Source organism: Roseofilum reptotaenium CS-1145 (assembly GCF_028330985.1).
Taxonomy (GTDB): Bacteria; Cyanobacteriota; Cyanobacteriia; order Cyanobacteriales; family Desertifilaceae; genus Roseofilum; species Roseofilum reptotaenium.
Genome location: NZ_JAQMUE010000077.1, coordinates 37,363 through 62,401, shown reverse-complemented (window position 1 = coordinate 62,401; position 25,039 = coordinate 37,363). Strand labels below are relative to the sequence as shown.

General features: G+C 45.5%; 25 protein-coding genes and 1 tRNA gene. 12 read left to right on the top strand and 14 right to left on the bottom strand.

Annotation, left to right across the window (positions count from 1 at the left end):
* Positions 1–275: 275 nt before the first annotated feature.
* Positions 276–1,262, top strand: a complete 987-nt coding sequence (locus tag PN466_RS14725; RefSeq protein ID WP_271940421.1) for a succinate dehydrogenase/fumarate reductase iron-sulfur subunit — start codon at positions 276–278, stop codon at positions 1,260–1,262.
* Positions 1,263–1,281: 19 nt separating this feature from the next.
* The gene (locus PN466_RS14720; RefSeq protein WP_271940398.1) at positions 1,282–1,521 is read left to right on the top strand and encodes a high light inducible protein; all 240 of its coding nucleotides are present in this window, start codon (positions 1,282–1,284) and stop codon (positions 1,519–1,521) included.
* A gap of 99 nt (positions 1,522–1,620) precedes the next feature.
* Here the strand turns inward: PN466_RS14720 and PN466_RS14715 are convergent, their stop codons facing one another.
* The 4 genes from PN466_RS14715 to psbX all read right to left on the bottom strand — a co-directional run bounded on the left by PN466_RS14715 (position 1,621) and on the right by psbX (position 3,829).
* Complete coding sequence (locus tag PN466_RS14715) at positions 1,621–2,100, bottom strand: TolB family protein (RefSeq protein WP_390890007.1); 480 nt, start codon at positions 2,098–2,100, stop codon at positions 1,621–1,623.
* Positions 2,101–2,187: 87 nt separating this feature from the next.
* On the bottom strand, positions 2,188–2,721 hold the full coding sequence (locus tag PN466_RS14710; RefSeq protein WP_271940396.1) for a TolB family protein: 534 nt from the start codon (positions 2,719–2,721) through the stop codon (positions 2,188–2,190).
* A 14-nt stretch (positions 2,722–2,735) separates the two neighbouring features.
* Positions 2,736–3,587, bottom strand: coding sequence for a Ycf66 family protein (locus PN466_RS14705; RefSeq protein WP_271940395.1), 852 nt, complete (start codon positions 3,585–3,587; stop codon positions 2,736–2,738).
* Between the two features lie 122 nt (positions 3,588–3,709).
* Positions 3,710–3,829, bottom strand: coding sequence for a photosystem II reaction center X protein (psbX, locus tag PN466_RS14700; RefSeq protein ID WP_271940394.1), 120 nt, complete (start codon positions 3,827–3,829; stop codon positions 3,710–3,712).
* Between the two features lie 196 nt (positions 3,830–4,025).
* Here psbX and PN466_RS14695 point away from each other — a divergent pair, with 196 nt between their 5' ends.
* From PN466_RS14695 to PN466_RS14680, 4 genes are all read left to right on the top strand, one after another.
* Positions 4,026–4,310, top strand: a complete 285-nt coding sequence (locus PN466_RS14695) for a YggT family protein (protein WP_271940393.1) — start codon at positions 4,026–4,028, stop codon at positions 4,308–4,310.
* A 174-nt stretch (positions 4,311–4,484) separates the two neighbouring features.
* Positions 4,485–5,345 carry a class I SAM-dependent methyltransferase gene (locus tag PN466_RS14690; protein ID WP_271940392.1) on the top strand — a complete coding sequence of 287 codons (861 nt, stop codon included), beginning with the start codon at positions 4,485–4,487 and terminating at the stop codon, positions 5,343–5,345.
* Positions 5,346–5,351: 6 nt separating this feature from the next.
* A complete protein-coding gene (locus PN466_RS14685) occupies positions 5,352–6,077 on the top strand; it encodes an HAD family hydrolase (protein WP_271940391.1) in 726 nt (241 codons plus the stop codon).
* Between the two features lie 17 nt (positions 6,078–6,094).
* Positions 6,095–6,167: transfer RNA gene (locus tag PN466_RS14680), tRNA-Ala, on the top strand.
* Positions 6,168–6,431: 264 nt separating this feature from the next.
* On the opposite strand, the gene PN466_RS14675 is transcribed toward PN466_RS14680, so the two are convergent.
* Positions 6,432–7,112, bottom strand: a complete 681-nt coding sequence (locus PN466_RS14675; protein WP_271940390.1) for a GvpL/GvpF family gas vesicle protein — start codon at positions 7,110–7,112, stop codon at positions 6,432–6,434.
* 248 nt (positions 7,113–7,360) lie between these two features.
* Between PN466_RS14675 and PN466_RS14670 the strand changes: the two genes are divergently transcribed.
* Positions 7,361–8,401, top strand: coding sequence for a hypothetical protein (locus PN466_RS14670; RefSeq protein ID WP_271940389.1), 1,041 nt, complete (start codon positions 7,361–7,363; stop codon positions 8,399–8,401).
* 119 nt (positions 8,402–8,520) lie between these two features.
* Here the strand turns inward: PN466_RS14670 and PN466_RS14665 are convergent, their stop codons facing one another.
* From PN466_RS14665 to PN466_RS14650, 4 genes are all read right to left on the bottom strand, one after another.
* A complete protein-coding gene (locus PN466_RS14665) occupies positions 8,521–9,558 on the bottom strand; it encodes an aldo/keto reductase (protein WP_271940388.1) in 1,038 nt (345 codons plus the stop codon).
* Between the two features lie 173 nt (positions 9,559–9,731).
* On the bottom strand, positions 9,732–10,310 hold the full coding sequence (locus tag PN466_RS14660) for a gamma-glutamylcyclotransferase (protein ID WP_313898613.1): 579 nt from the start codon (positions 10,308–10,310) through the stop codon (positions 9,732–9,734).
* A gap of 99 nt (positions 10,311–10,409) precedes the next feature.
* A complete protein-coding gene (locus PN466_RS14655; RefSeq protein WP_271940387.1) occupies positions 10,410–11,777 on the bottom strand; it encodes a 1-acyl-sn-glycerol-3-phosphate acyltransferase in 1,368 nt (455 codons plus the stop codon).
* A 20-nt stretch (positions 11,778–11,797) separates the two neighbouring features.
* Positions 11,798–12,130: a GNAT family N-acetyltransferase gene (locus PN466_RS14650; RefSeq protein ID WP_271940386.1), complete on the bottom strand. Its 333-nt coding sequence runs from the start codon at positions 12,128–12,130 to the stop codon at positions 11,798–11,800.
* 231 nt (positions 12,131–12,361) lie between these two features.
* Between PN466_RS14650 and PN466_RS14645 the strand changes: the two genes are divergently transcribed.
* The 3 genes from PN466_RS14645 to PN466_RS14635 all read left to right on the top strand — a co-directional run bounded on the left by PN466_RS14645 (position 12,362) and on the right by PN466_RS14635 (position 15,591).
* Complete coding sequence (locus PN466_RS14645; protein ID WP_271940385.1) at positions 12,362–13,081, top strand: class I SAM-dependent methyltransferase; 720 nt, start codon at positions 12,362–12,364, stop codon at positions 13,079–13,081.
* 58 nt (positions 13,082–13,139) lie between these two features.
* Positions 13,140–14,132 carry an SGNH/GDSL hydrolase family protein gene (locus tag PN466_RS14640; RefSeq protein WP_271940384.1) on the top strand — a complete coding sequence of 331 codons (993 nt, stop codon included), beginning with the start codon at positions 13,140–13,142 and terminating at the stop codon, positions 14,130–14,132.
* A gap of 202 nt (positions 14,133–14,334) precedes the next feature.
* On the top strand, positions 14,335–15,591 hold the full coding sequence (locus PN466_RS14635; RefSeq protein ID WP_278003099.1) for a glycosyltransferase family 4 protein: 1,257 nt from the start codon (positions 14,335–14,337) through the stop codon (positions 15,589–15,591).
* 81 nt (positions 15,592–15,672) lie between these two features.
* Here PN466_RS14635 and PN466_RS14630 read toward each other — a convergent pair whose 3' ends face one another.
* Positions 15,673–18,000, bottom strand: a complete 2,328-nt coding sequence (locus PN466_RS14630; RefSeq protein ID WP_271940383.1) for a GumC family protein — start codon at positions 17,998–18,000, stop codon at positions 15,673–15,675.
* Between the two features lie 70 nt (positions 18,001–18,070).
* Positions 18,071–19,567, bottom strand: coding sequence for an SLBB domain-containing protein (locus PN466_RS14625; RefSeq protein WP_271940382.1), 1,497 nt, complete (start codon positions 19,565–19,567; stop codon positions 18,071–18,073).
* 163 nt (positions 19,568–19,730) lie between these two features.
* Here PN466_RS14625 and PN466_RS14620 point away from each other — a divergent pair, with 163 nt between their 5' ends.
* Positions 19,731–20,264, top strand: a complete 534-nt coding sequence (locus PN466_RS14620; RefSeq protein WP_271940381.1) for a protein-tyrosine phosphatase family protein — start codon at positions 19,731–19,733, stop codon at positions 20,262–20,264.
* Position 20,265: 1 nt separating this feature from the next.
* Here the strand turns inward: PN466_RS14620 and PN466_RS14615 are convergent, their stop codons facing one another.
* Entirely contained in the window at positions 20,266–21,015 is a 750-nt protein-coding gene (locus PN466_RS14615) for a phycocyanobilin:ferredoxin oxidoreductase (protein ID WP_271940380.1), read from the bottom strand.
* A gap of 154 nt (positions 21,016–21,169) precedes the next feature.
* On the opposite strand from PN466_RS14615, the gene tatA reads away from it, so the two are divergent.
* Positions 21,170–21,367: a twin-arginine translocase TatA/TatE family subunit gene (gene tatA / locus PN466_RS14610; RefSeq protein ID WP_271940379.1), complete on the top strand. Its 198-nt coding sequence runs from the start codon at positions 21,170–21,172 to the stop codon at positions 21,365–21,367.
* Here tatA and cphA read toward each other — a convergent pair.
* Both cphA and PN466_RS14600 read right to left on the bottom strand, forming a co-directional pair.
* Positions 21,364–23,988 (bottom strand): cyanophycin synthetase, encoded by a 2,625-nt coding sequence (gene cphA, locus PN466_RS14605; RefSeq protein ID WP_271940378.1) that lies wholly within the window; start codon positions 23,986–23,988, stop codon positions 21,364–21,366. The genes tatA and cphA overlap by 4 nt on opposite strands.
* A gap of 184 nt (positions 23,989–24,172) precedes the next feature.
* Positions 24,173–25,036 carry a cyanophycinase gene (locus tag PN466_RS14600; RefSeq protein WP_271940377.1) on the bottom strand — a complete coding sequence of 288 codons (864 nt, stop codon included), beginning with the start codon at positions 25,034–25,036 and terminating at the stop codon, positions 24,173–24,175.
* Positions 25,037–25,039: the final 3 nt, after the last annotated feature.

Sequence of the window (25,039 nt, the reverse complement as noted above, 5' to 3'; positions counted from 1 at the left end):
AATTTTTGAAGTTTTTTTTATTTTTTTTCATCGTTTTGGGAAAGAAGCCGTTTACTCTTTCTTGAACCTTTTAGGATCATCCCCCCTATCCCCATTGGGCAAGGAGGAAAAAAGCTCGGTTCAATTATGAGAAGATCGAGGAAAACCTGAGTAGGATTAAACGGGTTCAAGCCATATCTAGACCAGTCGATCGCCAAGGTATCCCAATCAAGACCAGGAAGAACGGTAGAATGATAAGGTCATCCCTTGACCTGCTCAAGCAAACCTCTAAAGTCATGGAAGTTGTTTTTCAGATTATTCGCCAAGAGCAAAAGAGCGCCCCAACAGTTCAGCGCTATACCTTAGATGTCGATCCGAGTGAAACTATCTTAAGTTGTCTCAACCGCATTAAATGGGAATTTGATGGCACTCTCGCCTTCCGCAAAAATTGCCGAAATACAATTTGTGGCAGTTGTGGAATGCGAATTAATGGCCGTTCGGCACTCGCGTGTAAAGAAAATGTGGCGGGTGAACTCAGCGCCACCGATCAAGGTGATTCTCTCCCCACCATTACCATTGCTCCCTTGGGGAATTTCCCCGTCATTAAGGATTTAGTGGTCGATATGCAATCATTCTGGGACAACTTAGAAAAGGTCGATCCCTATGTGAGTACTGCCTCAAGATTGGTTCCAGAACGGGAGTTTCTGCAAGCACCTGAAGAGCGATCGCAATTGGATAAAACGGGTAACTGTATTCTCTGTGGCGCTTGCTATTCTGAATGTAATGCGGTGGAAGTCAATCCGGATTTTGTTGGTCCCCATGCTCTAGCTAAAGCCTATCGTATGGTTGCCGATACCCGTGATAGTCAAACCTCAGAGCGATTAGATCAGTATAATGATGCAACCGGTGGCGTTTGGGCCTGCACTCGCTGCCTCTATTGTGATACGGTTTGTCCCATGGAGGTCAATCCTCTAGAGCAAATTAGTAAAATTAAAGGGGAAATTCTCGATCGCCAGACAGCCGAATCTAGTCGCCCGATCCGCCATCGTAAGGTTCTTGTGGATATGGTTAAAGAAGGCGGTTGGGTCGATGAGCGGCAATTTGCACTTAAAGTAGTGGGTAATGCCTTCCGAGATCTTAAAGGCCTGTTGAGTCTTACACCTGTTGGCTTACGATTGTTGGCACGGGGCAAGTTCCCCTTTACGTTTGAACCTTCAGAAGGCACGTCCGAAGTGCGATCGCTCATTGAAGCCGTTCAAAACCTAGAATCCTCAACAGATTAACCCCTTTTGGAGACCCCTTATGACTTCTGACGAAATGCCTGAATCCTCCCCAGAATTAACCCCTGAAACCCCAGAATCACCTCCTGAAACCCCTCCAGAACCTGCCACCCCAGAGCCTAACCCCTCCGAACCCTCTTTTGGCTGGACAACCTACGCCGAACAACTCAACGGCCGATTTGCCATGATCGGCATTATTCTCCTGCTAATTTTAGAATTTTTCAGTCAGCAAACATTCTTTGAATGGATTGGCTGGCAGTAAGGTAGAGGGATAGGGTGACTAGAAACCGGGTTTCTTCGAGAATCTCGGATAGGATTGCCAAACTTGCTAGAAACCCGGTTTCTCCCCATTCCCCATTCCCTACTCAATCCTCTCTCCCAAACGGTTATAGACAAAAATATCCCATTGCCCCTTAGCATTGGCTTCAAAGACGATTCGAGAACCATCAGCATTTAACATTGGATGTTGTACTTGAGTATTTAAATTACGAGTGAGATTGCGTAATTGCCGTAAAGAGCGGTCATACAGATAAATATCAGTTTCGCCCTGACGGTTACCCGCAAACACGATATAACGACCATCTACCGAGACATCGGGATGGGAAGCAATCATATCTAACGCATTGAGACCGGGCAGATCGATTAAACGGCGTTCAACTAAATCATACAGATAAATATCTTGACTGAAGCCGCGATCGGAAGCAAAAACCAGATAACGACCGGCTACATGGGGGTCAGATTCACTATAGGCACTATTGAGACTTTTCCCATTGGGATCGTAGGGTTCTGCCAGTACTTGAGGATAGCTACACCCCATCAAGTTAGCCAAAACCACCAGCATAGAGAGCCAAAGAATAGTAGCTCTTTTCTGACACTTGGATCGATTATCCATTCCCCATTACCTATTACCGATTACCAGGGCGTAGCACTATACTGGGCCATCCGGAATATCTAATTCAATATTCGGGCCGCGATCGATCACTTCAATATCCCATTGCCCTCGACGATCGGTTTCAAAAACTACATAACGGCCATCGGGGCTAATGCTGGGATTGCGGACCCAACCCGGATATGCCAAGGTGAGCGCTTCTTGTCTTTTCGTCACTCGATCGTAAAGAATAATTTCCGGTTTGCCGCGAATACTACTTAGGTAGACAATGTAGCGGGCATTGTAGCTAATACTGGGAGATTCAATGATGGCGTTGGGTTGATTCAGACGAGGGAGTTGGATAAATTGACGTTGGCTCAGATGATACAGATAAATTTGCTGACGGCGATCGCGATTGGAGACAAACGCCACATATTGACCGCTGCCACTCACCGCCGGTTGTTCCTCCCGATAGCGACTATTAATCGCCTGGGGGCCAAGGGGAACCTCTACCGGGTTGCATCCCCCCAGAAGAACGGCCCAGACTCCCATACTGAGCAGAATGACCTGGCTTAACCGAGAGCCACCAGCCATGGTTGGTTCACTCCCTAATAATCAAAATTCCCCGGTTCATCATTGGGGCGATCGCTTTTCAAGTCATCCAGCGGCTCAAAATCCACATAATCTTCCCTTGGTGGTTCTGGTGGCCGGCGATCGCGATAGGTGGCATTATCACTCTCTGGAGGCCGAGGGCGACGGGTTTCAGACGGGGGACGGGACTCTCGCGACTCTGGAGGACGACCATAGGAGCGCTCATCATCCATATCCATGGGGCCATAGGGGTCTTCATACCCAACTGACCGATAACTTGACGTTTCCCAATCCTCAGAACCTCTGCTCGTTGTTCCCGAAGGACGGCGAGAGGCTCTACGTCCTGAGCTAGAAGATGCCGCTGGAGGGCGGGAACTGCTCCGCCGACGACTTGAAGAAGAGCGTCGAGGATAGTCCTCCTCATAGCGATCGCCTTGACTATAGCGGTCTTCCTTAGTACCAATCATCCGCTGAGGACGCGGATCTTCATCCGGTTCCAACCGATCTAACCGAGGATCGTAACCCTCATATCCATCATAAGTATAAGCCCGGCTCACCGGTCGATCCTCATCCACAATCGGCGTATTTTGCTTGGCCCGCGAAGTCGCCAAGCCCCTTAAGCGAATACTTTCCACCGCAAAAAAAATCGCCGATCCGGTCAACAGAAACTGACCAAACGTTAAAATGGGATCGAGTCGCCATCCTTGAAAAAACAGAATCCCACCACTGAGAACTGCCACCGCCATGAAAAAAATATCATGATCCCGTGCCAGTTCTGGGCGAACAGACCGAAGAAAATACAACCCAGCGCCGGCCCCAAACAGGACAACGCCCAACATTGCCCCTGGGTTGAGTCCAATATTGACCATGACTTGCCTACTCCACGAAACTGACCGTAATCCTGCATTTTTAAAAATTTTACCGCAAACCCTTGAGACTCAGTTATGTCACCAAATTCAAGGATCTGCGGTTTAAAATCAGCTCTAATCCCTTAAGAGCGCTGGATTTTGTCCCGTTGACTAATAAAGATTAAAGCAACGGTTGCCGGAATGACTACAATTGTGCCACCCCAGACTAGGCTCCACAAAAAATTGGCTAAAGAAGGAGTCATAGATCCTCACGCAAGATTACTAAAAGATTTACTTTTGGTTTAATTCTAACAGAGTCTAGCGTTGTATAGCGCTTCGCGCTAGGGAGTTGGCAGCAAGCTGTCCTTGTGTCTCCCGATCCGCGCGTCTGCCCTGCTCTCCTGGCGGTTGCTGTACAATGAGTGAGACGTAGCATGATAAGGGATATAAGGAAATCCGATGACCACCCTGAGCCTGATCAGTTTAATTTTAGGAATCACTCTGGCAATCATGACCTTTTTGTTCATTTTCCGGATTGTCCTCACTTGGTATCCTCAAATCAATCTCAACAGTTTTCCCTTTAATATCGTTGCTTGGCCCACCGAACCCTTTTTAAGTCCCTTACGCAAAGTTGTCCCTCCCCTAGGGGGTGTCGATATTACGCCCATTATCTGGGTAGGCATCTGCTCTCTGATCCGAGAATTGCTTATCGGTCAACAGGGACTGTTAAAAATGATGCTTTAATCGCTGCTTGTATTAGGCTTGAGCTTATTGTCTCGTGACCCTGCTAAAATCGGGCATTATATCTCCTTCGTTGTGGCACTGTAGCGCTCTGGGTATTTTACTCCTAACGCACTACCGTGAAATTTATTATATGGCATAGTTAGAATATTCCCTTATTCTCTATGCCCTAAATATATGACTGCACCAACAACCCTTTGGGAACAATACCTCAAACCCATTATCATGCTCTTTTTGGATAAAGATGCCCTGATAAAGCTCCGTAATCAAATCAACTGGGAAGAAGAAAGCGATCGCCTCTCGAACCCCAACCTGACCTATCCCACCTACTACAGTAGCCAGAATTTCCACGGCATCAAAAATGGCTATTTAAGTATCGATGCCGCCATTACCTACGATCCCATTACCCAATATGCAGTCTTTCCCCAAGAACAGTGGGTGAGAGAACAGTTAATCGATGCGATCGGTGGTTATCCTCGTCGCATCCTAGATCTCGGCTGTGGGACGGGATCGTCTACTCTGCTACTCAAACAAGAATATCCCCAAGCCGAGGTTATTGGGTTAGACCTTTCTCCCTATATGCTAGTCATGGCAGAACACAAAGCCAAGGAAGCCAATCTAGATATTCACTGGCACCATGGACTGGCAGAACAAACTCCCTGGGAAGGTGAACATTTTGACTTGGTAACTGCCACACTCCTCTTCCACGAAACGCCTCCCGCCATTACCAAAGCCATTTTACAAGAAGCCTTTCGCCTGCTCACTCCAGGGGGACAATGTATCATCCTAGATGGCAGTCAAACCAGTCTCAGACAAGCTGAATGGATTACTAATATCTTTGAAGAGCCGTATATGAAAGCCTTTGCTGCTGGCGATCTCGAACAGTGGATACAACAAGCACGCTTTGAAAAGGTAAGTGCAGAGCCGATTTTCTGGGTCAATCAAGTCACTAAGGCGATGAAGCCCTTACCACAGAAACTGGAGAATTCTGTCCAAGTGGAGCATAATTTAAGCAGTGTATTGTCACCGGCATTTTAAGACAAAATGAGTCTTCAGGCTGTCCTCTTTGATTTTAATGGGGTCATCATTAACGATGAACCCATCCACCAGGAACTGATTAATGAGATTCTCCTCTCACAAAATCTGCCTCCGAATCCCAGTGATTACAATGAATGCTGTTTAGGACGAACCGATCTCGCGGGTTTGTTGGAGTTACTCCAACGCAGGGGACGAGCCGTCAATGAGCGATCGCTGGCTCCCCTGATTGCTCAGAAAGCCCAAAGATACCAGCAAAAACTTGAAGCGCTCCACAAACTCCCGATTTATCCGGGAGTTGAAGACCTGATATATAAGGTACGGGTAGCTCGGTTACGCTTAGGATTGGTCACAGGAGCATTACGTTCAGAAGTTGAATGGATTCTCAAACAAGCTAACCTATTCTCCTATTTTGAGGTTATTGTTGCCGGGGATGAAGTGCAACAGAGTAAACCCCATCCCGAAGGCTATTTACGTGCGGTAGAGCGCTTTAATGAACTCGATCCAACCCTGCACCTCTCTCCCCAATGCTGCCTGGTGATTGAAGATACTCCGGCAGGGATTTTAGCTGCTAAAAATGCCGGAATGCAAGTCGTCGGAGTCGCGAATACCTATCCCTTTCACATGATTCAACGGCAAGCTAATTGGACAGTAGACTACCTTCATGAGCTAGAGCTAGACCGTGTACAAGCGTGTTTTGAGCCGTCGGCTCTTCCCTTCCCCAATGCACAATGATAGACTAGAGACTATCTGGGGAATTAGCTCAGTTGGTAGAGCGCTGCGATCGCACCGCAGAGGTCAGGGATTCGAGTTCCCTATTCTCCATTAGGCAATAGGCAATAGGCAAGTTGCTCTCAGCCCCTTGTCCAGCCAATCATCGTAGTGGATTGTTTCATCTAATTTGAGGCATTAGATTTCGTTTGTAGAGAGGGTTAAAACCCTCTCCAGCTAGGCTTTTAAGCACTCTTCGTGCTTACTACAAACAAAGCCCTATTTTAGGTGAAACAGTAGCGCAGAGTGTAGGTTGGGTTGAACGATAGTGAAACCCAACCTACACTCTACTTAACCTCATTACCGCGCGAAGCGCTATCATGCCAAAAAATCGTAGGGAGGAATGGGATCGCTGAGGTTCAAATCCCAGTCTGGGCACAGTTCTTGCCAGGTGGACAGGTGTTGTTCTAAGAGCGATCGCCCATTCTTGTCTCCTAACCAAAACAGTTGCCATTTATCGTCTTGCGGTTCGGGAATAATAGCCTCTGGATACAGTGCCAGCACTTGCTCCGTCAGCGTTTCCCATTGTAAATCTTGCTGCTGTTGATACTCTTGCTGCTGCTGATATCGTTGTTTCTTCGCCAGAAAATAGGCTTTTCCCTTTTGTTCCTTATCTAAAGGGGGAAGCTCTAGAGGTTTGGGAAATGCCTTTAAGATATATTCCCCTTTCCCGTCTAAGGTATTGAGGGTTTTTAGATACTGGTCTTGATGGGTGGTAAGATGCTCTTCTAGGGCGGCGCGATCGCGAAAACAATGGTAAAACTTCAGAGGTAAAATCGTGGTTTTGGCAAATAAATCACAGACCACAACCCCATAATGAAGATAAGCTTGTTCTAGAAGGCGATCGTCTTGCACCAGCGCTTCCATTTTAGTTGGCGATAGTTGTGGCTCAGTAATCGCAGCTAACGTCCCAGTCGCAACCACCTCCAAATCTCCAACCAATCCCGGAGGCAGTTCTAGAGGTGTTTCTGGCGTTTTAATTAAAGCGTAAGTATACATGATTGTCCATAACCCATCCCCGCGATCATACCCTTGCCAGGAACCTCACTAACGATACACCGTCTAATTGCACCAACCTGTAACAGGGTTTAATTTTTAATTCCCTCCACACTTGGCCCGGAAAAAGAGACAGGTTACCGTAGAACAGAGCAAAGTCCTTACCAAGACCTTCGCCAATTGTTAAGCTCAGTGAAACCCAACCTACGGGACAAGGGCGAAGGGATTGCTTAACCCACAACGATATTATTATGTCTAAATTAGTTGAACGGATTAATCTCACTGCCCATGCTCAGTTAGAAAAATCTCTCGGTTATACAGGCGATCGCCGTTGGGTTGCCTGGCACTGGGATAGTGATATTGGACAACTGATGTATACCGATGGAGAGGCTGTGGGAGCGGGTCAGGCGATCGCCTGGCAAGTCTTTCTTCAACATGCCGAAGTCGATCCCATCGTTGAACCCTACCATCTCGAACAAGAAGAAAATTGGCTGCTGCTTGACCGCAGCTCCCGCCAGTTTTATGTCGGTGAAGGTCAAGCGATTCAAAGCTTACTCGATAACCCAGAAAGCTTACGCCTACTCGCCCAGCTTGATGGTAATACTAACTCGATTCAAGATACCGCAGATACGGTCAAACAAACGTTCAATCAGTGGAGTGAATCAGACGCAGGACGTTTACTGAAAACTGTTCTTCCTGTGGGTGTCGGAATCGTACTCATCGCTGGACTTGGATTTGCCGCTTGGACGTGGGTCAAACCCAGACTACAAGAGCAACTGAGTCAAACGGTTACCCGCACCACCTTTGCTCCAGGTTATAGCTGTGGTATTGGAGGAACCGGTGATTTTTCGGGCTATGTAGCTCATGAAGTTGGCGATCGCGAATTACACTTAATTAGTATCTATGAAGCTCATTGGGATCATAGTGGAGCTTATCATCCTACCGGACAAGTGGATATCCAGGTTGAAAGACGCGATCGGCCCATCACCCTAGCCCTCTCTGCTTATGAACCCGTACAATGGCATCTCAGCACTGCTCCTGGGGTGAAAATCGAGAAAATTATCATTAATGGCTATTACGATCAAACCATTGTTGGTGCAGAAGGCATTCCCATCGAAGAATACAGTTATCACCAAACTGGAAATATGTTGGGCATGATTCACTACAATTGGGGTGAAGCTTCCGCCACTGCCAATAGTCAATCCTTAGTCGCTCAATTACAAAACCGGACTCAAATTCCCCTCACTTCTTTCCAAGGCTGTTATCGCGGAACCAGCTTTGAACTGAAATAAATATCCCTCTTTTGTCATCCCCTTCTTCGCTTTGGGAGAAGGGAAATCACCCTACATACTTGGTGGTAGAACATGTACTAAAAGCTAACATAGTATTACTATCAACAACTAAATAGACTTTAAGGGGTGGGATTAGGACAAATAGAATGAACTGCATTAATTTCTGCAATAATTTCTTGAGATATTTGAATTTCGATGGTATTAATATTTTCTTGCAATTGCTCCAGGCTAGAACATCCAATAATGGTACTGGTTACAAACCAACGCGAACGAACAAAGGCTAGAGCCATTTGCAAGGGAGTTAAGGCAAACTTTTGAGCGATCTTAACGTAAGCAGATACAGCTTTTTCAAAATTTGGCTTCTGATATCTTTGATCAAATCCAGGAAATAATTTTAATCTTGATTTTGGGGGAATTGTCTGCATATATTTTCCAGTCAGATGACCAAAAGCCAACGGGCTATACGCGAATAATCCCAGTTTATGAAAGCGACAACTTTCCGATAAATGTATTTCAAAAATACGATTAGTTAAATTATAGGCATTTTGAATAGCAACAACTTTCGGCAACTTCAATTCTTTGGCAACACGACAAAATTCACAAACTCCCCAAGGGGTTTCATTGGATAATCCCACATAACGAATTTTACCAGCTTTTACTAAATCGCTGAATACTTCTAGCTGTTCCGCAATCGGAACCGTTTCTCGTTCATGGGAAGGGTTATAATAGATTTCCCCAAATACTGGGACATAGCGATCGGGCCAATGAATATAGCATAAATCAATATAATCTGTTTGTAAGCGGCGGAGACTTTCATTAATAGCTTGTTCAATATTAGTACGATCGACCCGGCGATTTTTGCCACGAATCCAGGGAAATCGCGGCCCAGCTCCTGCTACTTTAGAAGCAATAATTAATTGATCTCTAGGTTGGTTAACTAACCACTGACCAATCGCACTCTCACTGTTCCCCTGAGTTTCAGCATTACCCGGCAGTGGATAGAGTTCAGCCGTATCAATAAAATTAATTCCTTGAGAAACAGCATAATTTAATTGCTGATGAGCTTCCTGTATGGTGGTTTGACTCGCAAAGGTCATCGTTCCCAAGCACAATTCAGATACAGATAAATTGCTATGACCTAATGGATGATACTTCATTAATTTAATCTCGATTGACTAATAAAGTTTACCACCAGACAAGTACAGGTAATAGGACTCAAGGGGTGATAAGAAGGCTAAAGAGGAAATATGTTAGGCATGATTCTGTAGGAGCGAAAAATTTTTCGTCCTTACAATCATCTCAATCCCCATGTCTCCCCATCCCCATTTCTTTATGCCGATCGCCGCAATTGACTTTCTTGCAGGTGATGCATATGATTAAATAAATCCCAACAATACTGTTCCGGCAATCCACAAGTAACTGCACCACGCATCACTACATTAAAATACCAATCATTTGGCGCTAATTCTTTTGGCAATTTATCTACCACCACATAGGTACGCACATCTTTATAAAGCTTATCTTGACAATAAACTTCTACTGTTTCATGGCGATATCCATTGCGGGGAATTTCTTCGCGAATATCGAGTAACTCACTGAAGCGCAAAGGCAATCGATAAAGTACCCCTTCCACTGATTTGTCCGTATCCGGAACCACATCGAGAGCGCCACAATTACGTTTTAAGGAACGACGATAAAACCCAAGTCGATATCCGCGCAACGTAGCTTGACCAATAACATAGGGATAGGTTGGTTCTCCCAGGGTGCGCTGAAGATCTACAGGACACATGCATGACCCATAGGCAAAGTAGTCAAAATACTCGACTTCTGAGTTCTCGGATGGGATTGAATGGACTAAATGGAGTTTATCACCTGCTGAAAATCTGAAATGTTTGCCTTGAACAGTCATTGTTGTTTACAGTTTATATAACCTAAATGTTGCTAGGGAGTATAGCAAAGGAGATTATATAGAGCAATACCATAAAGTATCTTGAGGTACGCATTCACATTAGGAAATCATTAATTTCTCTAAGGCAACTTGCAGCTCTTGCGTTAAGCCGGAAACGGCTTGGCGACGGCTATTTCTGTACTCTGTCCATCGGTCATCAACCCATAGGGGTTCCCCCACAGTTAAAGTTGTTTCTAACCTCCCTAAATTGGGGTGACCATCAACTTTTCCTATTTTAATCCAGGTAATCACTTTCCACAAAATTAATAACGTTTCGGCAAATCGTTCAGCAGTCGGTTTTTCTCGCACATATTTGCCGGTCACCGCACAAACGCGCTCCACCATTCGCATATGGCCCATGCGTAAACTGGCTTCTTCGGCGACCCAATTACCTAACCCACATTCAACCGCTGACAAACGGTCAATGTCTGAGCGATAAATACGCTCCCAACCCGCTTGTTCTAAGCGCCGACACCGATCGATAAATGATCCTTTGGGTTGGGTTTTGAAGTAACGTTCAGAGACCTGAAGGGCATTTTCGAGGAGTCGGTTTAGGCGTTGTGAAAGGTTTTGATTGGGATCTTCTAAGTCTGGTAATTCTTCAAATTTGACATCATAAAATTGGCGGTAAAAGGATTCCATTAAGGAGAGTAAACTTTGACCAACTCTCAGCAGTCGAGGGTAACGGGATTGGGTTACATCATCTGAGGAATTGCTGGTAAAGGGGGATAAGCCTAAATCTTGTTCGAGTTCATTTAAAAGCCGATCCAATTGTTCCCATGGCGGTTGGGTGAAAGAGTAACGAATGCCAATGGGAAGAATGGCTACTTTTTCGGGGCGATTGGCTTTTTGTAAATCTTCTACACACCAAAATCCGAGTTGGGCAACTCCCGGTTCTAAGGGGCTGATGAGTTCGCTGTGGTCGTTAACGCCTCCTTCTGGAGCTAAGGTGAGGGGAAAACGACCATCGAAGAGTAAGGAGCGGGCACATTTTAAGCCTTCGCGGTCGAGTTTTCCACGCTGGATGGATGTCCCTCCAAGTTGGGAAAAGAGGGTACTGACGAATTTGCCGGCCCAAATGGGAATGCCGCGATCATACATGAAGTGAGTATGAACGGGGTATTTTAGGGGTATTTTATGCTGTTTGGCGGCTTGGGGTACGGCTCTCCAGAGTAAATGGGCCATGGAATAGGGGTCGTAGGTACTGGGATGGCGAAAGGCTAGGATGAGACGGATCTGCTGTTGCTGAAATTGATGATAGAGCTGGGCTAAGGTAACGGTGTTCTGGGTGTTAATTTGACTGATTTTACATTGGGTGCGTAACCACAAGGGCAGAATCAGTTGTATTCCTTTGAGGATGAGAGGGTTGAATTGCGGGGGGATATGTTCTAGAGGAGGTTGGATGCGATCGGTGATGGATTCAGACATGGTGCTGGAATAGGGTAAGCTTAGGGTTTCTGAAGTGCAAAGAGCAGGAGTTGGCAATTGTAGTAGCGATCGCATAATCCTAAATTGGTCATTCCTAACCGTTGGGTAACGGCAACAGAACGATGGTTTTCGGGATGGATCGTGGCATAGAGAGTAGCCAGATTGAGGATATTAAAGCTATAGTTAACGATGATTTTAGCTGCTTCTGTGGCATAGACCTTGCCCCAACAGGTTCGGCGTAATTGCCAAATCATGGCCGGATCACTATAGCTCTCAAAGGCTTCTAGGGCATCCCGATCCGGATTCCAGTTGTCCATAAAGAGGCGATCGGACTCTAAACATTGGTTAATCATATTGTCCTTATGAAACGAAACCTTACTACTGACCCCAATAGGTTATCCAGAAAATCAGGAATAACGCCTAACTCTAATGTAGACTAACCTTGAGTGCCCGTAAATTTGTATCATGCTGCTATTGGTTTGCGAATCACTTGATACCCGGTTGATAGTATCTCTTATGATAAACTAACTTAAACTTAAAACTCACTCCCACTCCAGTTCCTCTAACCTAACTCACCTTATTTTATGTCCTATTCAGAACGCCTTCTAGAAAAAGGAAATACCCTCACTCGTGTTGCTCATAAATCCCGCTTTCAAGCTGTTCTTAATGCGCTGGGAAATCAAAAGTATCCCTGTGCCCTAGATTACGGATGTGGCGATGGATGGTTGCTGCGATCGGCCTATGAGCAAGGATTCATTCAATCAGGTTTTGGCATTGATATTTCTGCCGATATGCTCACCGCTTCTCAAGAAACTTTAAGGGATATTCCTGGATTCAAATTAGGGCTACCCTCAGAAACCAATAGCCTCATTCTTCCTCAAAGTCTAGATCTGGTGTTCTGCACTGAAACCTTAGAGCATGTCCCCGATCCTTCGGCTATTCTCAACACGATTTTACCCCTGTGTAAACCCAACGCCAAAATCGTAATTTCAGTTCCTATTGAAGTTGGACCTTCCCTATTTGTTAAACAAACGGGACGCTATCTGGCGAACCTAAAAGGTGGGTATGGGTATGAGCGATACACGCCCCAGGAACTCTTTTCGGCTGCTATTCTTTGGGATTGCAAAAGCTTCCCCTCATCCCATGCCCAAAAATTCTCCTATCGCGCCCACAAAGGGTTTGATTATCGGGACTTAGAATCCTTGCTTAAAAATAGACTTACCCTTGAAAAGAAAATGTTTTCCCCCTTTCCTATCTTCGGTAACTTATTCAACAGTACTGTGATTTGGATCTGCCAAAAATAAGCTATAAAATCGATTGATGTAGAAGACTGAATCAATCCGATCATAAATTTTGCTTTTTATGAAAATTTTCCACCTCTTAAACTCCAAAAAATCCTATCGAATTCCTCTAGCCATTTTAGCTATTTTCCTCATAACTGAAACGATTCTTCGGCTGGGTTTAGGCTTAGGAAAACCAGCTCTCGTGCAAGCTGATAGTCAAACAGGATACCGTTTTCAACCCAATCAGAACTTATGGCGGTTTGGTAAAACTATTATTTATAATCAATATTCTCAACGATCCGATCCGATCAATCTGGAAACGCCCCCAGAAACCCTAAGAATTTTGATGGTTGGTGATTCTGTTTTAAATGGTGGCAATCCTATCGATCAATCAGAAATAATTTCTGAACAGCTTAAAGAGAAACTAGAGACATCTGGATATTCCCTGGAAGTTCTTAATGCTTCCTCTGGATCTTGGGGATTGGGGAATCAATGGGGATATTTGCAAAAATTTGGTCTTTTTGACAGTGATTTGGTGATTTTACAAATTGGAGTCCATGATTTAGTTCAACCCACGAGTACCAGTGATACGGTCGGTTCAATTTACTTTCCGGATCGCCCTCCTCCGTTGGCGATTTCAGAGGCTTGGAGTCGGTATGCTTGGCCCAGAATCACCGGTTATATCCCCTTAAATACACCCAGTTCAGAAATTCCTAAATTACAACTTCAACCCCAAGAACAGTTTGCTGAAAATATGAAGTTTTTTCAGGAAATGGTTCGGTTTATTCGCGCACAAAATATTCCTGTTATGGTGCTATTTACTCCCAACCGCTTTAATCTACTCCCCACACCTAAAACTCCACCTTACCAGCAAGAATTTTTTTCTCTTTTAAACTCACAAAGTATTCCTGTCATTGATGTCTATGAAGCTTGGTCTACCTTAACGCCATCAGCCATTAATAGCCTGTTTCGGGATAGCGTACATCTCAATGAACAAGGTAACCAAGCTGTTGCAACTCTCATTTGCCAACATCTACAACTTGGCAATCAGTTGCCATCCTGTATTAAATAAATTATCCTAAATCGAGCGCTTTTAACTGGAATTGGGAAAAGACAGTGTGAAGTCTACCATAGCCCACACAAAGCAACCCAAGCAAAGAGATTTAAACCTTATCCTTGTTGAGGAGGATTCTAAATTGTATCGCTCTTTTACTCAGAATCTAAGCGTAATCAATACGAGCCAAAATGGTAAAAAGGCATCCTATTCAACAAGGTTGTCCATATTAACTCAGTATTATCCCCCGGATTATGCAGCTACGGGTCAACTGATTGAAGAACTAGCTCATCAACTGGGTCGCCAGGGAATGAAAGTTCATATTTTTACTGGACAGCCAGGATATGCCTTTGGTCAAGAGGACGCACCGACGTTAGAAGAAGATGAGCATTTATCCGTTCGGCGATCGCGTACTACCCGAATTTTATCACAACGCATCCGAGGAAAAGCGATCAATGGGATTATTTTCTGTCTACGGGCTGGACTCCACTTACTAAAAACAGCCAGTCGCGGAGATATCTTATTAGTAACGACTGCCCCACCCTTCTTACCTCTATTAGGATATTTAGCTAACCTCTGTTTTGGTGTTCCCTATGTTTGCCTCATTTATGATCTCTATCCAGATGTAGCTGTAGAACTCAAAGTAGTTTCCAGAACCCATAAATTAGTCCGTCTTTGGAATCAGGTCAATCGTTTAGTTTGGCGCAGAGCTAAATCAGTGATTGTTCTCAGTCCAAGCATGAAAAACCGAGTGCTTGCCCAATGTCCAGATATTGCCGAGCGTGTAGCTGTGATTCACAGTTGGGCAGACCCCCATCATATTGCCCCTATCCCTAAAGAAGAAAATTGGTTTGCCCATCAACATAACCTAGTCAAAAAGTTCTGTGTTCTCTACTCAGGAAATATGGGACGCTGCCATGATATAGATACCATTATTTCTACAGCGCAACACCTCAAAGATGAACCCATCCAATTTGTATTTATTGGCAATGGTGCTAAATATCAAGCCTGTCAGGAGCAAGCCAGGATTTTGGGCTTAAATCAGATTACTTTCTTACCCTATCAAGATAAAGAATGCTTACCCTACTCTCTGACTGCCTGTGACCTATCTTTAGTTAGCATTAGTCCAGGTATGGAAGGCTTAGTGGCTCCCAGTAAACTCTATGGAATTCTAGCTGCTGGCCGCCCAGTAGCCGCGATTTGTGAACCCCATTCCTATCTGCGTCAAATGTTATCAGAAGTCAATTTTGGACAAGCATTTGACAATGGAGATTCTCAAGGATTGGCCCAGTTCATTCGAGAACTAGCGGCTAATCGAGAAAAAGCTGAGTTTATGGGTTGTCAAGGTCGTCGTTATCTCGAAACTCACTTTACCCCAGAACGCATTGCCCAACAATATGGAGAGGTTTTAACGGTTAATCCAGAATGGCAACTGAAACTCAATAGGGGAAAGCTCGTGAAATTCAAAGAGTTTTAGGTTTCTCTCTAAAGTCCAACCTTCCCAAACATCAACCAACAAGTTTATTGAGGGTTGATGTCTTATCCATCTCAATCAATCTTAAATCACTTGGTCTTCGTTGGGCATATAGTTGCGATAATAGTAATCTACACCCGAACCAAACCCTTTAACACCATTAGCGATAATGCCAAGCACCGATACATAGGACATTTTCAGGTTATCTAAGACTTGGTTGAGTTCAGAACGTCCTGTTTTTCCTAGGGCAACGACTAACAGAATACCATCTGAACGCTTGGCAAGGAGACTACCATCCGCTAATCCAAAGCTGGGAGGAGTATCATAAATAACTAAATCATATTCCGTTTGGAATTGTTCGATCAGATGCTGCATTTTGCGAGAAGACAATAGCTTGATCGGATCGGGAGGGACTTGACCTGATGTAAGGATATAAAAATGATCTTCAACGGCATGAATTACGTCACGGGGGTCAATTTCACTGGTAATAATATTGCTTAAGCCCCGCAAATTAGGTAGCCCTAAGCGGGTATGAAGAATAGGATGGCGTAAGTCCGCATCAACGAGTAGTACCCGTTGACCCATGGCAGCGGCTGACCGAGCTAAATTGACCGATACAGTGGATTTCCCTTCCATGGGTAAACAGGAGCTAATGACTAGGGAACGGATAGGAGTATCCGAACTGAGAAAGCGAATATTGGTGTATAAGGAACGGAAGGACTCTAAGAAGGGAGACGAGTTATAGTAAGTGCCCTTAGAGCCTAAACTGAGATTAAGAGGACGTTTTGGCGCTTGCTCTGGAGTAGGTTCATGGTCGGAACCGGCGGCCACTTTAGCTCTCATGCTTTCTGGGGCACTAATGGGTTTCAAGCCCCGTTTAAAGGGAATAATCCCCAATAGGGGTAAACCAGTCAAATCTTTGAGGTCGTTGGTGGAGTGGAAGGCATTATCGAGTTGTTCAGCCAGTAAGGCCGCACCTAATCCCATTAAGGTTCCAGCGAACAGGCCTAAGACTAAATTGCGGGGAACATTGGGGGAGATAGGCGCTCCCGGTTGGAAGGGTTCAGAAAGAACTTCCCAAGATACAGATTTTTGGGCTGCCTCTAATTGTAGGGTTTGTCGAGTTTCGAGTAGTCGGGCTAGGCTTTGGGTCGCGACTTCTAGTTTCAGTTGAATATCAGTATATTCTCTAGCCAAACCGGGAATAATTGAAAATTCTTCTTTGAGTCGATTTTCAACTTGTGCTAACGCAGACAAGCGAACTTGTAGCACCTGAATTTGATTGGTTGTGTCTACCAATTGTGTACTCAAGCCGACGGAAATAGGAGTCAATTGCCCGCCATTGCTGGGGATCGGTTGATCGCCCACGACCCGTTGAGCTTCTCGATCAATTAGGGGTAACAGATTTTGTCGTTGCTCTAAGAGGGCTTTAATATTGGGACTATCCGGTTGAAAACGAACAGATTCTTCGGCAATTTCGGTTTCTATTTCTAGTAGTTGATTGAGCAGTTGTTGGTATCGAGAGGATTGACTGAGAGCAGCTCCTGCTAAGGCTTGTTCTGGAGAAGCCCCTAATTGTCTTTGTAAGACGACATAGAGAGATTGGAGTTCTGCTAGTTGGGCTTGTGAGTCTTTTTGCTGCTTGTTAATATCGGTGAGTAAGCGAGAGATGTCATTCCCTCTAAATTCTGGGTCAATAACGCTATGTTGTTCTCGGAAGGCTTCTAATTCTGCTTGGTATGAGTTAACTTGCTCTCGGATGACTGGCAGTTGTTCTTCTACAAATTGCACGACTCGTTGGATACTCAATTGGCGCAGTTGGATACCATACAGGGAATATCCTTGGAGTAAAGTATCTAAAACGTTTTTTGTCTTTTGGGGATCAGAGCTTTGGAAGGAAATATTTAAGATCTTGGTGTATCGCTCTTGGTCACCGATCGCCTGTTGAATCGTCAAATTACTGACCAATTCCCCATAGGTCATATCAGGATAGGTTTGTTGCATATCTCGCACCAGGGGTTCGAGAAGAGTTGGAGATCGCAACACTTCAATTTGAGTTGCATAATCAAAGCTCGGCCCCAACCCTAATCGTAACAATTCCTTAGAGTTATCATCTTCTGAAATTGGCTCAACCAACATGCGAAAATTCGATTGATAAACCGGGGTACGGGTGAGCGTCCAGCCCCAAATAGCTCCGGTGACGGCGATCGCCACTCCAGCCAGCGCCAGCCAACGTCTACGAGCAATGACCAACAACTGTTTCGGATCAAATTCCTCCGTCTCCGATGCCTGGGGAAGAGCAGGAATGGCAACTGGATAGGGCTTATATCCGTTGTGACCATTGCCATTATGGCCATTGCCATTGTGGCCATTGCCGTTTTGATTAGATTTAGGGGGAGTACCAGCTTGCATGGATTCAAAACCTCTCAATTGACAGCAGTGTAACAGTAAAACTGATGGCTGAGGAGCATGATTTTATCAATTAAAACAAATCATCAAATAAACGATACACCGTTCTGGGAATCGTAAAGATTCCGCCTACGGTTCCTAAGACATTAAAGACTGGACTTACAGCATTGCCCAATTCAGCTACACGGGATGGGGATACAACGATTGTATCGTTATTACGCAAGGCTGGATTATTCCCTTCGTCTAGCGCTCGGCTAAAGTCAATGGAGACTTCTCGCTTGGTGACCGTCCCATTGGGATTCAGGCGGATCAATTCCACTGAACGTTCTCTGGCATTGTTATTAAATCCTCCTGCCGCTAATAAAGCCTGGGCTAAGGGGGTATTCGGGAGTACTTCTACTCTACCCGGTCTGATAACTTCTCCCACAATATTAACGTTAATCACTGCTGGGGAAAAGCTGGTTGAAGCTAGTTCTGTGGCTTCATCTGGACTCAGTTCAGTGGCCGTGCCAATAACAATGGTATCCCCTTCTTGGAGAGGCATATCCTGGCGTAAATCGCCTTCTTGAAGGAGTTTCCACAAATCAACATCAACAATTTGCTCTTTTCCCGATTTGGTTAACCGCCGCACTTGAATATTGCGAATATCAGCTTGTTCTGTGATGCCCCCGGCTGATTGAATGGCAGCAGTCACGGTAACATCATTTTCTTCTGAGTTATTGTTGATGGTATAGGGGCCCGGTCGATTTACTTCACCGACGACTGCAATTTTTAAAGGGCCTGAGTCTGCACCAGCAAAGCTGGCATTCGCTAAAATACTACTTTCTTGTAAATCTACATCTGTGGCAGTCGGAATAAAGAGACTATCGCCATCTCTTAATAAGAGGTCTTGACTTAGATCGGCAGTTTGTAATAATCTCCATAAATCTACCGTAATGATCTGATCGCTGTCTTGTTGACTGGAACGAGAGCGACGGATTTGAATCCTTCGGATATCCGCTGCTTGGGTAATTCCTCCAGCTAAATCAATTACACGAGTGACGGTTGGTAAAGCAACTTCTTCATTCCCATTTAAGGACATGGAGTATACGCCAGGACTATAGACTTCTCCAGCTATGCCCACTTTCACAGGACGTACACTGATTAAGCTGAGGGTAACAATGGGGTTCCGCAGATAGCGAGACATAACGGTCGCTATTTTATCCGATGCTTGAGGAAAGGTTAGCCCCTGAACTTGCACTGCACCTACAACGGGTAAATTGAGGGAGCCATCGGATAAAATCAAAAATTCGCCGCTATATTCAGGAACGTTAAAGATATCAACTTTTAGCCGATCGCCTGCTCCGAGGGTATAGCCTTCATCTACGGGTAAGGAAGTGGGGACGGGGGCAACTGGACTTTGAGCTAAAACAAGGGTGGGGAAGCTACCCCAGGTCAGACAACCCGCCAAGGCGATCGCCCCAGAAGATCGTATCCATGTTACCCATATGTTTTTTCTCTGCTTTGTTTTTAAGGGACTTAATCGTTTGGGTTCTTGAGCGATCGCCTTTGCCATTATCAATTTAGCCATATATGCTTTTTTTAAAATTCAACTCTATACTATTGGAGATATAGTTTAACACTCAACACCTTCTGGTGGTTGACGATTACTACATCACCTTTAGCAACTGAAATTCCGGAGGTTTCTTACCTCGCCTTGATTATACTAATGATCTGAATCGTTCCTGATTATCGTGATTTCATTCTGGAAGAAATTAACTCAAAAGTCCCCAGGGCAATCTTCAAACCGTAAAGATCGATTTTGTTGCCATTGGGTTTTACCTCGGAAATTGGCGATCGGCCCCCTGCCAATCCATAAAAACCATTATGCCCGTCTACAGGAAGAACAGATTGAAACCATTCTCTCCCTCTGTCCAGAGGCAGAAGGGGCAATCCAACCTGAATTTAAGAGCCAATTTCAGTGTCTGTGCTATCCTCTGCCCGATAGTCACTATCAAGAACCATTGAAACCTGAAGACTTAGCCGAAGCGGTTAAGCTGGTTCACCAAACCCTAGAGGAAGGAAAATCTCTTTATATCCATTGCTTTGCGGGTATAGAGCGATCGCCTACGGTCTGTCTTGCTTATCTGTGTCGCCACCAAGGTCTTGAACTCTGGGAAAGCTTACGATTCCTCAAGGAAGTCCATCGCCGTAGCGCGCCCACCGAGACTGAACTTCAGGCAATCCAAGCTTATCTCAAGTCTCCATTATCGCCTGAATTAAAGTAGGTTAAACCACACAGTCTTCCGGGTTTTCAACGTAATCAAAGAGCACCTTATTCATATAATTATCTGCCCATTCGCGGCCAAATGCCTTTTCTAAGACTCGGCGAGTCTTATCATTTTGTTGTTGTTGGGTACAGTAATAGCGTTGACCGGCCAAAATTGTCTTCTGTTCTCCGGCGGAAACGGGTTGCGCGGCTGCGGCTTGGGCACAATGAATTTTCATAAATGCCTCTACCCGTTCGACAAAATGAACTTCTTCCGCTTCATTTTCTGGGCGAATAAACAAACAAAACTCGGAAAAAATATCCGCCCAAGGGGGGAGTTGGCGATATTGGGCAAATTCTGGTTTAGGTAAAGATTGCAGCGCTCGATAATAGGACTCTGGCAAGGTGCGGTTAGGATTCACTGGAGACAAATCGGCGATCGCTGCACTAATCTGTCCCTTACCCGCCACTAGATCGCAACCAAACATGGGCAAATTATAATTCGGTCGCGGAAACATCACACAATGGAGAATATCCAAACCCTTGCCGAGCTTTGCCAACTCCAGATGAATCTTCCGAAACTGAGGCGTTTGATAACATTTATTTTCAATTGTTAGCTTCTCCCCCTCTAGTCGTCCCTCCACATAACCTAACTCTCCAGGCAAATCATAGGGTTCCAGGTCTAGATAAGTTTTCCAAACCTGCTCTAGAGTATCGGCTAACTGCCGAATTAGGGGATGTTGTTGCTCTCTCAATACCACTCGTGACATAACCAGACCTTCACCCATTCAAGACATCAGCAAGGGACTTCCAAAGGATGCTAACCTTTAAGCATATCAGTATACCAGGTTGCTTGATCTCGCCAAAACCCTCTCCCTAGGGTAGGCAGCAGCAACCCTTCACTCTATAGCTCAGGAAACCCCTATGTTTGGTCTCGGATTACCAGAAATTGGCATTATTGCTGTGGTTGCTCTGCTCATTTTTGGGCCTAAAAAAATCCCCGAAATGGGTAGAGCTATGGGCAAAACCATTCGTGGATTTAAAGCAGAAATGAACAGTGAGTCAGAATCAGAGGTTGACTTCACTTCAGAAGCAAACCCTTCGGACTCACCCAAATCCTAATTTCTAGACGGAAGGCGGCTCTCAATTAAGCGAATTGCCCGTGAAACCGTTTCGGGCAAAATGACAACTAAGCTCTCCTTGGGAGCCGAGTCTAAAGCTGTATTAATGGCATCAGTTTCATTGAGAATCACCTCATACTGACACTGGCGATCGCACTTTTCAATCCCCTTAGTAATTAACTCAGCCGCATCTCCGCGAGGCCGGCCGCGAGTATCATCATCCTCTTTGACAATAATGCGGTCAAAAATATCCACCGACAGCTCCCCAAGGGTAATAAAATCCTCATCCCTGCGGTCTCCAGGGCCGCCAACCACGCCTATGCGCTCTCCCGGCCAGTTTTTCACAAATTGCCCTAACGCTTTATAACTGTGGGGATTATGGGCATAATCGATCAAAGCACTATAATCACCAAGCTCGAATAAATTCATCCGTCCTGGGGTTTGGCTTGATGAAGCCTCAAACGTCTCTAACGCTGCTCGAATATCCTCAAGACTCACTCCGTGGACAAATGCTGCTAAACTTGCTGCTAAAGCATTCGCAATCATGAATGGAGCCATCCCCTTCATCGTCATCGGAATATCTACCGCTTTACTAATCCTCATTTTCCATTCCCCTTTGAGGATCAGTAAGTCACCCTTGTCATAAATTGCCGCCATACCCCCTTGAGCCGTATGCCGTTTAACTACCTGGTTATCCGATTCCATGGAAAAATAGGCAATATTGCATTTTAAGCGTTCTACCATGGCACAAACCCGGGGATCGTCGGCATTGAGAACAGCGTAGCCGTCGGGTTTAACTGTTTCAGCTACCACTGCTTTCACTTGAGCCATTTGTTCAATGGTGTTAATATCTCCCAGTCCTAAATGGTCAGCCGCCACATTTAAGACTACGCCCACATCCGAGCGCTCAAAGGCCAGTCCACTACGCAAAATACCACCACGAGCTGTTTCTAGCACCGCAATTTCTACCGTCGGGTCTTTTAGAATTAGTTCGGCACTTTGCGGCCCCGTATTATCCCCTGGTTCTGCTAAATAATCTCCAATGTACGTGCCATCTGTAGTCGTATATCCGACCACTTTGCCCGTTTGTTTCATGATATGGGCTGTAAGGCGAGTGGTTGTTGTTTTGCCATTAGTCCCCGTTAGCGCAAAAATAGGCACGCGCGATGGCGTGCCCGGAGGAAACAGCATATCCATCACCGGTGCAGCAATATTCCGGGGAAGCCCATAACTTGGAGCTGCGTGCATCCTAAAGCCAGGAGCTGCATTAACTTCTACAATCACACCATCCGTTTCTCGCAAAGGGCGGCTAATATCAGAAGTCACGATATCAATTCCGGCAATATCCAAGCCAATAGTTTTCACCACCCGTTCAGCTAACCAAATATTTTCGGGATGCATTTCATCGGTGCGGTCAATAGCAATCCCCCCCGTACTCAGGTTAGCCGTTGCCCGAAGCATACACCTTTCATCTTTTTTGGGTACACTATCGAGGGTATAGCCTTGCCGATCTAGCAAGTTCATACTATTTCGGTCTATTTCAATTCGAGTCAGAACATTGTCGTGCCCTTGTCCTCGCCTAGGGTCACGGTTCGTTTCTTCAATTAACTCAGCAATGGTAGATTTTCCATCCCCAACCACATGGGCTGGCACTCGTTCAGCAACCGCGATCACTTTACCATTGATCACAAGAACTCGATGATCATTGCCTTCATAATAGCGTTCTACAATGACCCGACGGGTTTTAGATGCAGCACTGGCATCATCGTAGGCTAATTCTGCTTCCTCAAACGATTTGACATTGATGGTAATTCCGCGACCATGATTACCATCGAGGGGTTTAATAACGAGGGGATAGCCACCGACTTCATCAATAGCATCTTCGAGTTCATCAAGGTATTCAATTACAGTCCCTCTAGGAACAGGAATGCCGGAATCCCGGAGAATTTTTTTAGTTCCTTCTTTGTCACAGGCCAGTTCTACACCCAGGATGCCAGTTCTATTACTGAGGGTGGCTTGAATTCGCTTTTGGTATACCCCATAGCCCAATTGGATCATGAATCGGGCACTCAGTTGCATCCAAGGGATATCACGGGCTGTGGCTTCTTTGACTAAAACATCAGTAGAGGGACCCAGAGCTGCATCTGCCCAAAGTTCTCGTAAGTCTTGTAAATCTTGTTCTAATTCCGAGAGGGGATAACTGCCCGTCTCGACAATGCTTTGGCACAGTCGGACAGCCGCTCTTCCTGCATATCGACCCGCTTTTTCATCTAAGTATGCAAAGACGACTTGATACACACCTGAATCAGCAGTTTCACGAGTTCGACCAAAGCCAACGCTCATTCCGGCCAGGGTTTGCAGTTCTAGGGCAACATGCTCAACAATATGGCCCATGTATGTGCCTTCTTGAACTCTTTGTAGGAATCCTCCCCGATATCCTGGGGCACAATAGTGTTCAACTAAACTGGGTAAAGCTTGGGTGAGACCTTCATAGAAACCGGGAATTGTATTCGAGGGTCTTTCGGCTAGATCTTCTAAGTCTAGGCGTAGGATGACCAATTTGGTTCGGCGAATACTCCAGTAATTTGGGCCACGTAAGGTTAGGGTTCTGAGGATTTTCATGGGGCAGATGGATCGCGCAATGCTAGGGATGCTAAGGAAGGCAAGCTGCTATGGCAGATAGGTTGATACAGGTTGTTAGTTAACGATTTTGACATCCTGATTCCACCCTCTGGTAAGCATGAAGGGTAAAGTGGATGAGAAACTGTTCACATTGGACAGTTCTTGGGATTTAACTTGACATTGGTCAGTTTCCGGTTTGGCCGGGATCGATAATGATTTCTCTTGAGTGCATATTGTAGTGTCCTCCATGGCAAAGGATATGAACCTTGAGGTTGCAGATACTTAGGGGATCGGTTGCACCAACGATGTGTTCATTGTTGAAGAGGAGATTTCCAGGATCGACGATGGTGACGGTGCCTTTGCCAATGACAGATAAGAGTCCATCCCCTTCAACGATCGCGCAGGTATCTTCGTCTATACCGATGCCGATACGGTCTGAGTAAGCAGATATGGCACTGATTAGTCGAGCCATACGATTACGGTTATGGAAATGCTGATCGACAAGCAGTTCGGGCACGATCGCCAATCCCGTCGTTACATCAACCAGGGAACGATTGGGGGATTCACCACTGCCGCCACCAGCAATCATATATTCTCCCATAACAGCGGCCCCAGCGCTCGTTCCAGCCAGGGTAATTTGACCGGCTTGGGCCTTTTTACGCACGGTTTCCATCACTGGAGTATCGGCCAGAAGTCCACATAACCGCAGTTGATCCCCTCCAGTCATGAAGACTCCGGTACACTCTTCGAGGAACGTTTGCCATTGGGAGGCGCTGGCACTTTCCCGGTCTCGAATGTCAAAGACCATGATATCTTTAGCACCCATATCTGTAAAAATGGTGCGGTAGCGATCGCCCACCAATAAGGGTTCGCGAGAGGCTGAAGGGATTATCCCGAGTTTAGCCTCTTTCCCCCCAGAGCGTTTAAAAAAGGTTTGCAGAATTTCTCGACCATGAATTTTGTCTTCTGCACCGCCAATGATCATAATTGAGGTTTTGGTCGATCGAGGCGTGTGTGGCGATTGGGGTTGGGATTGAAACTTTAACATGGA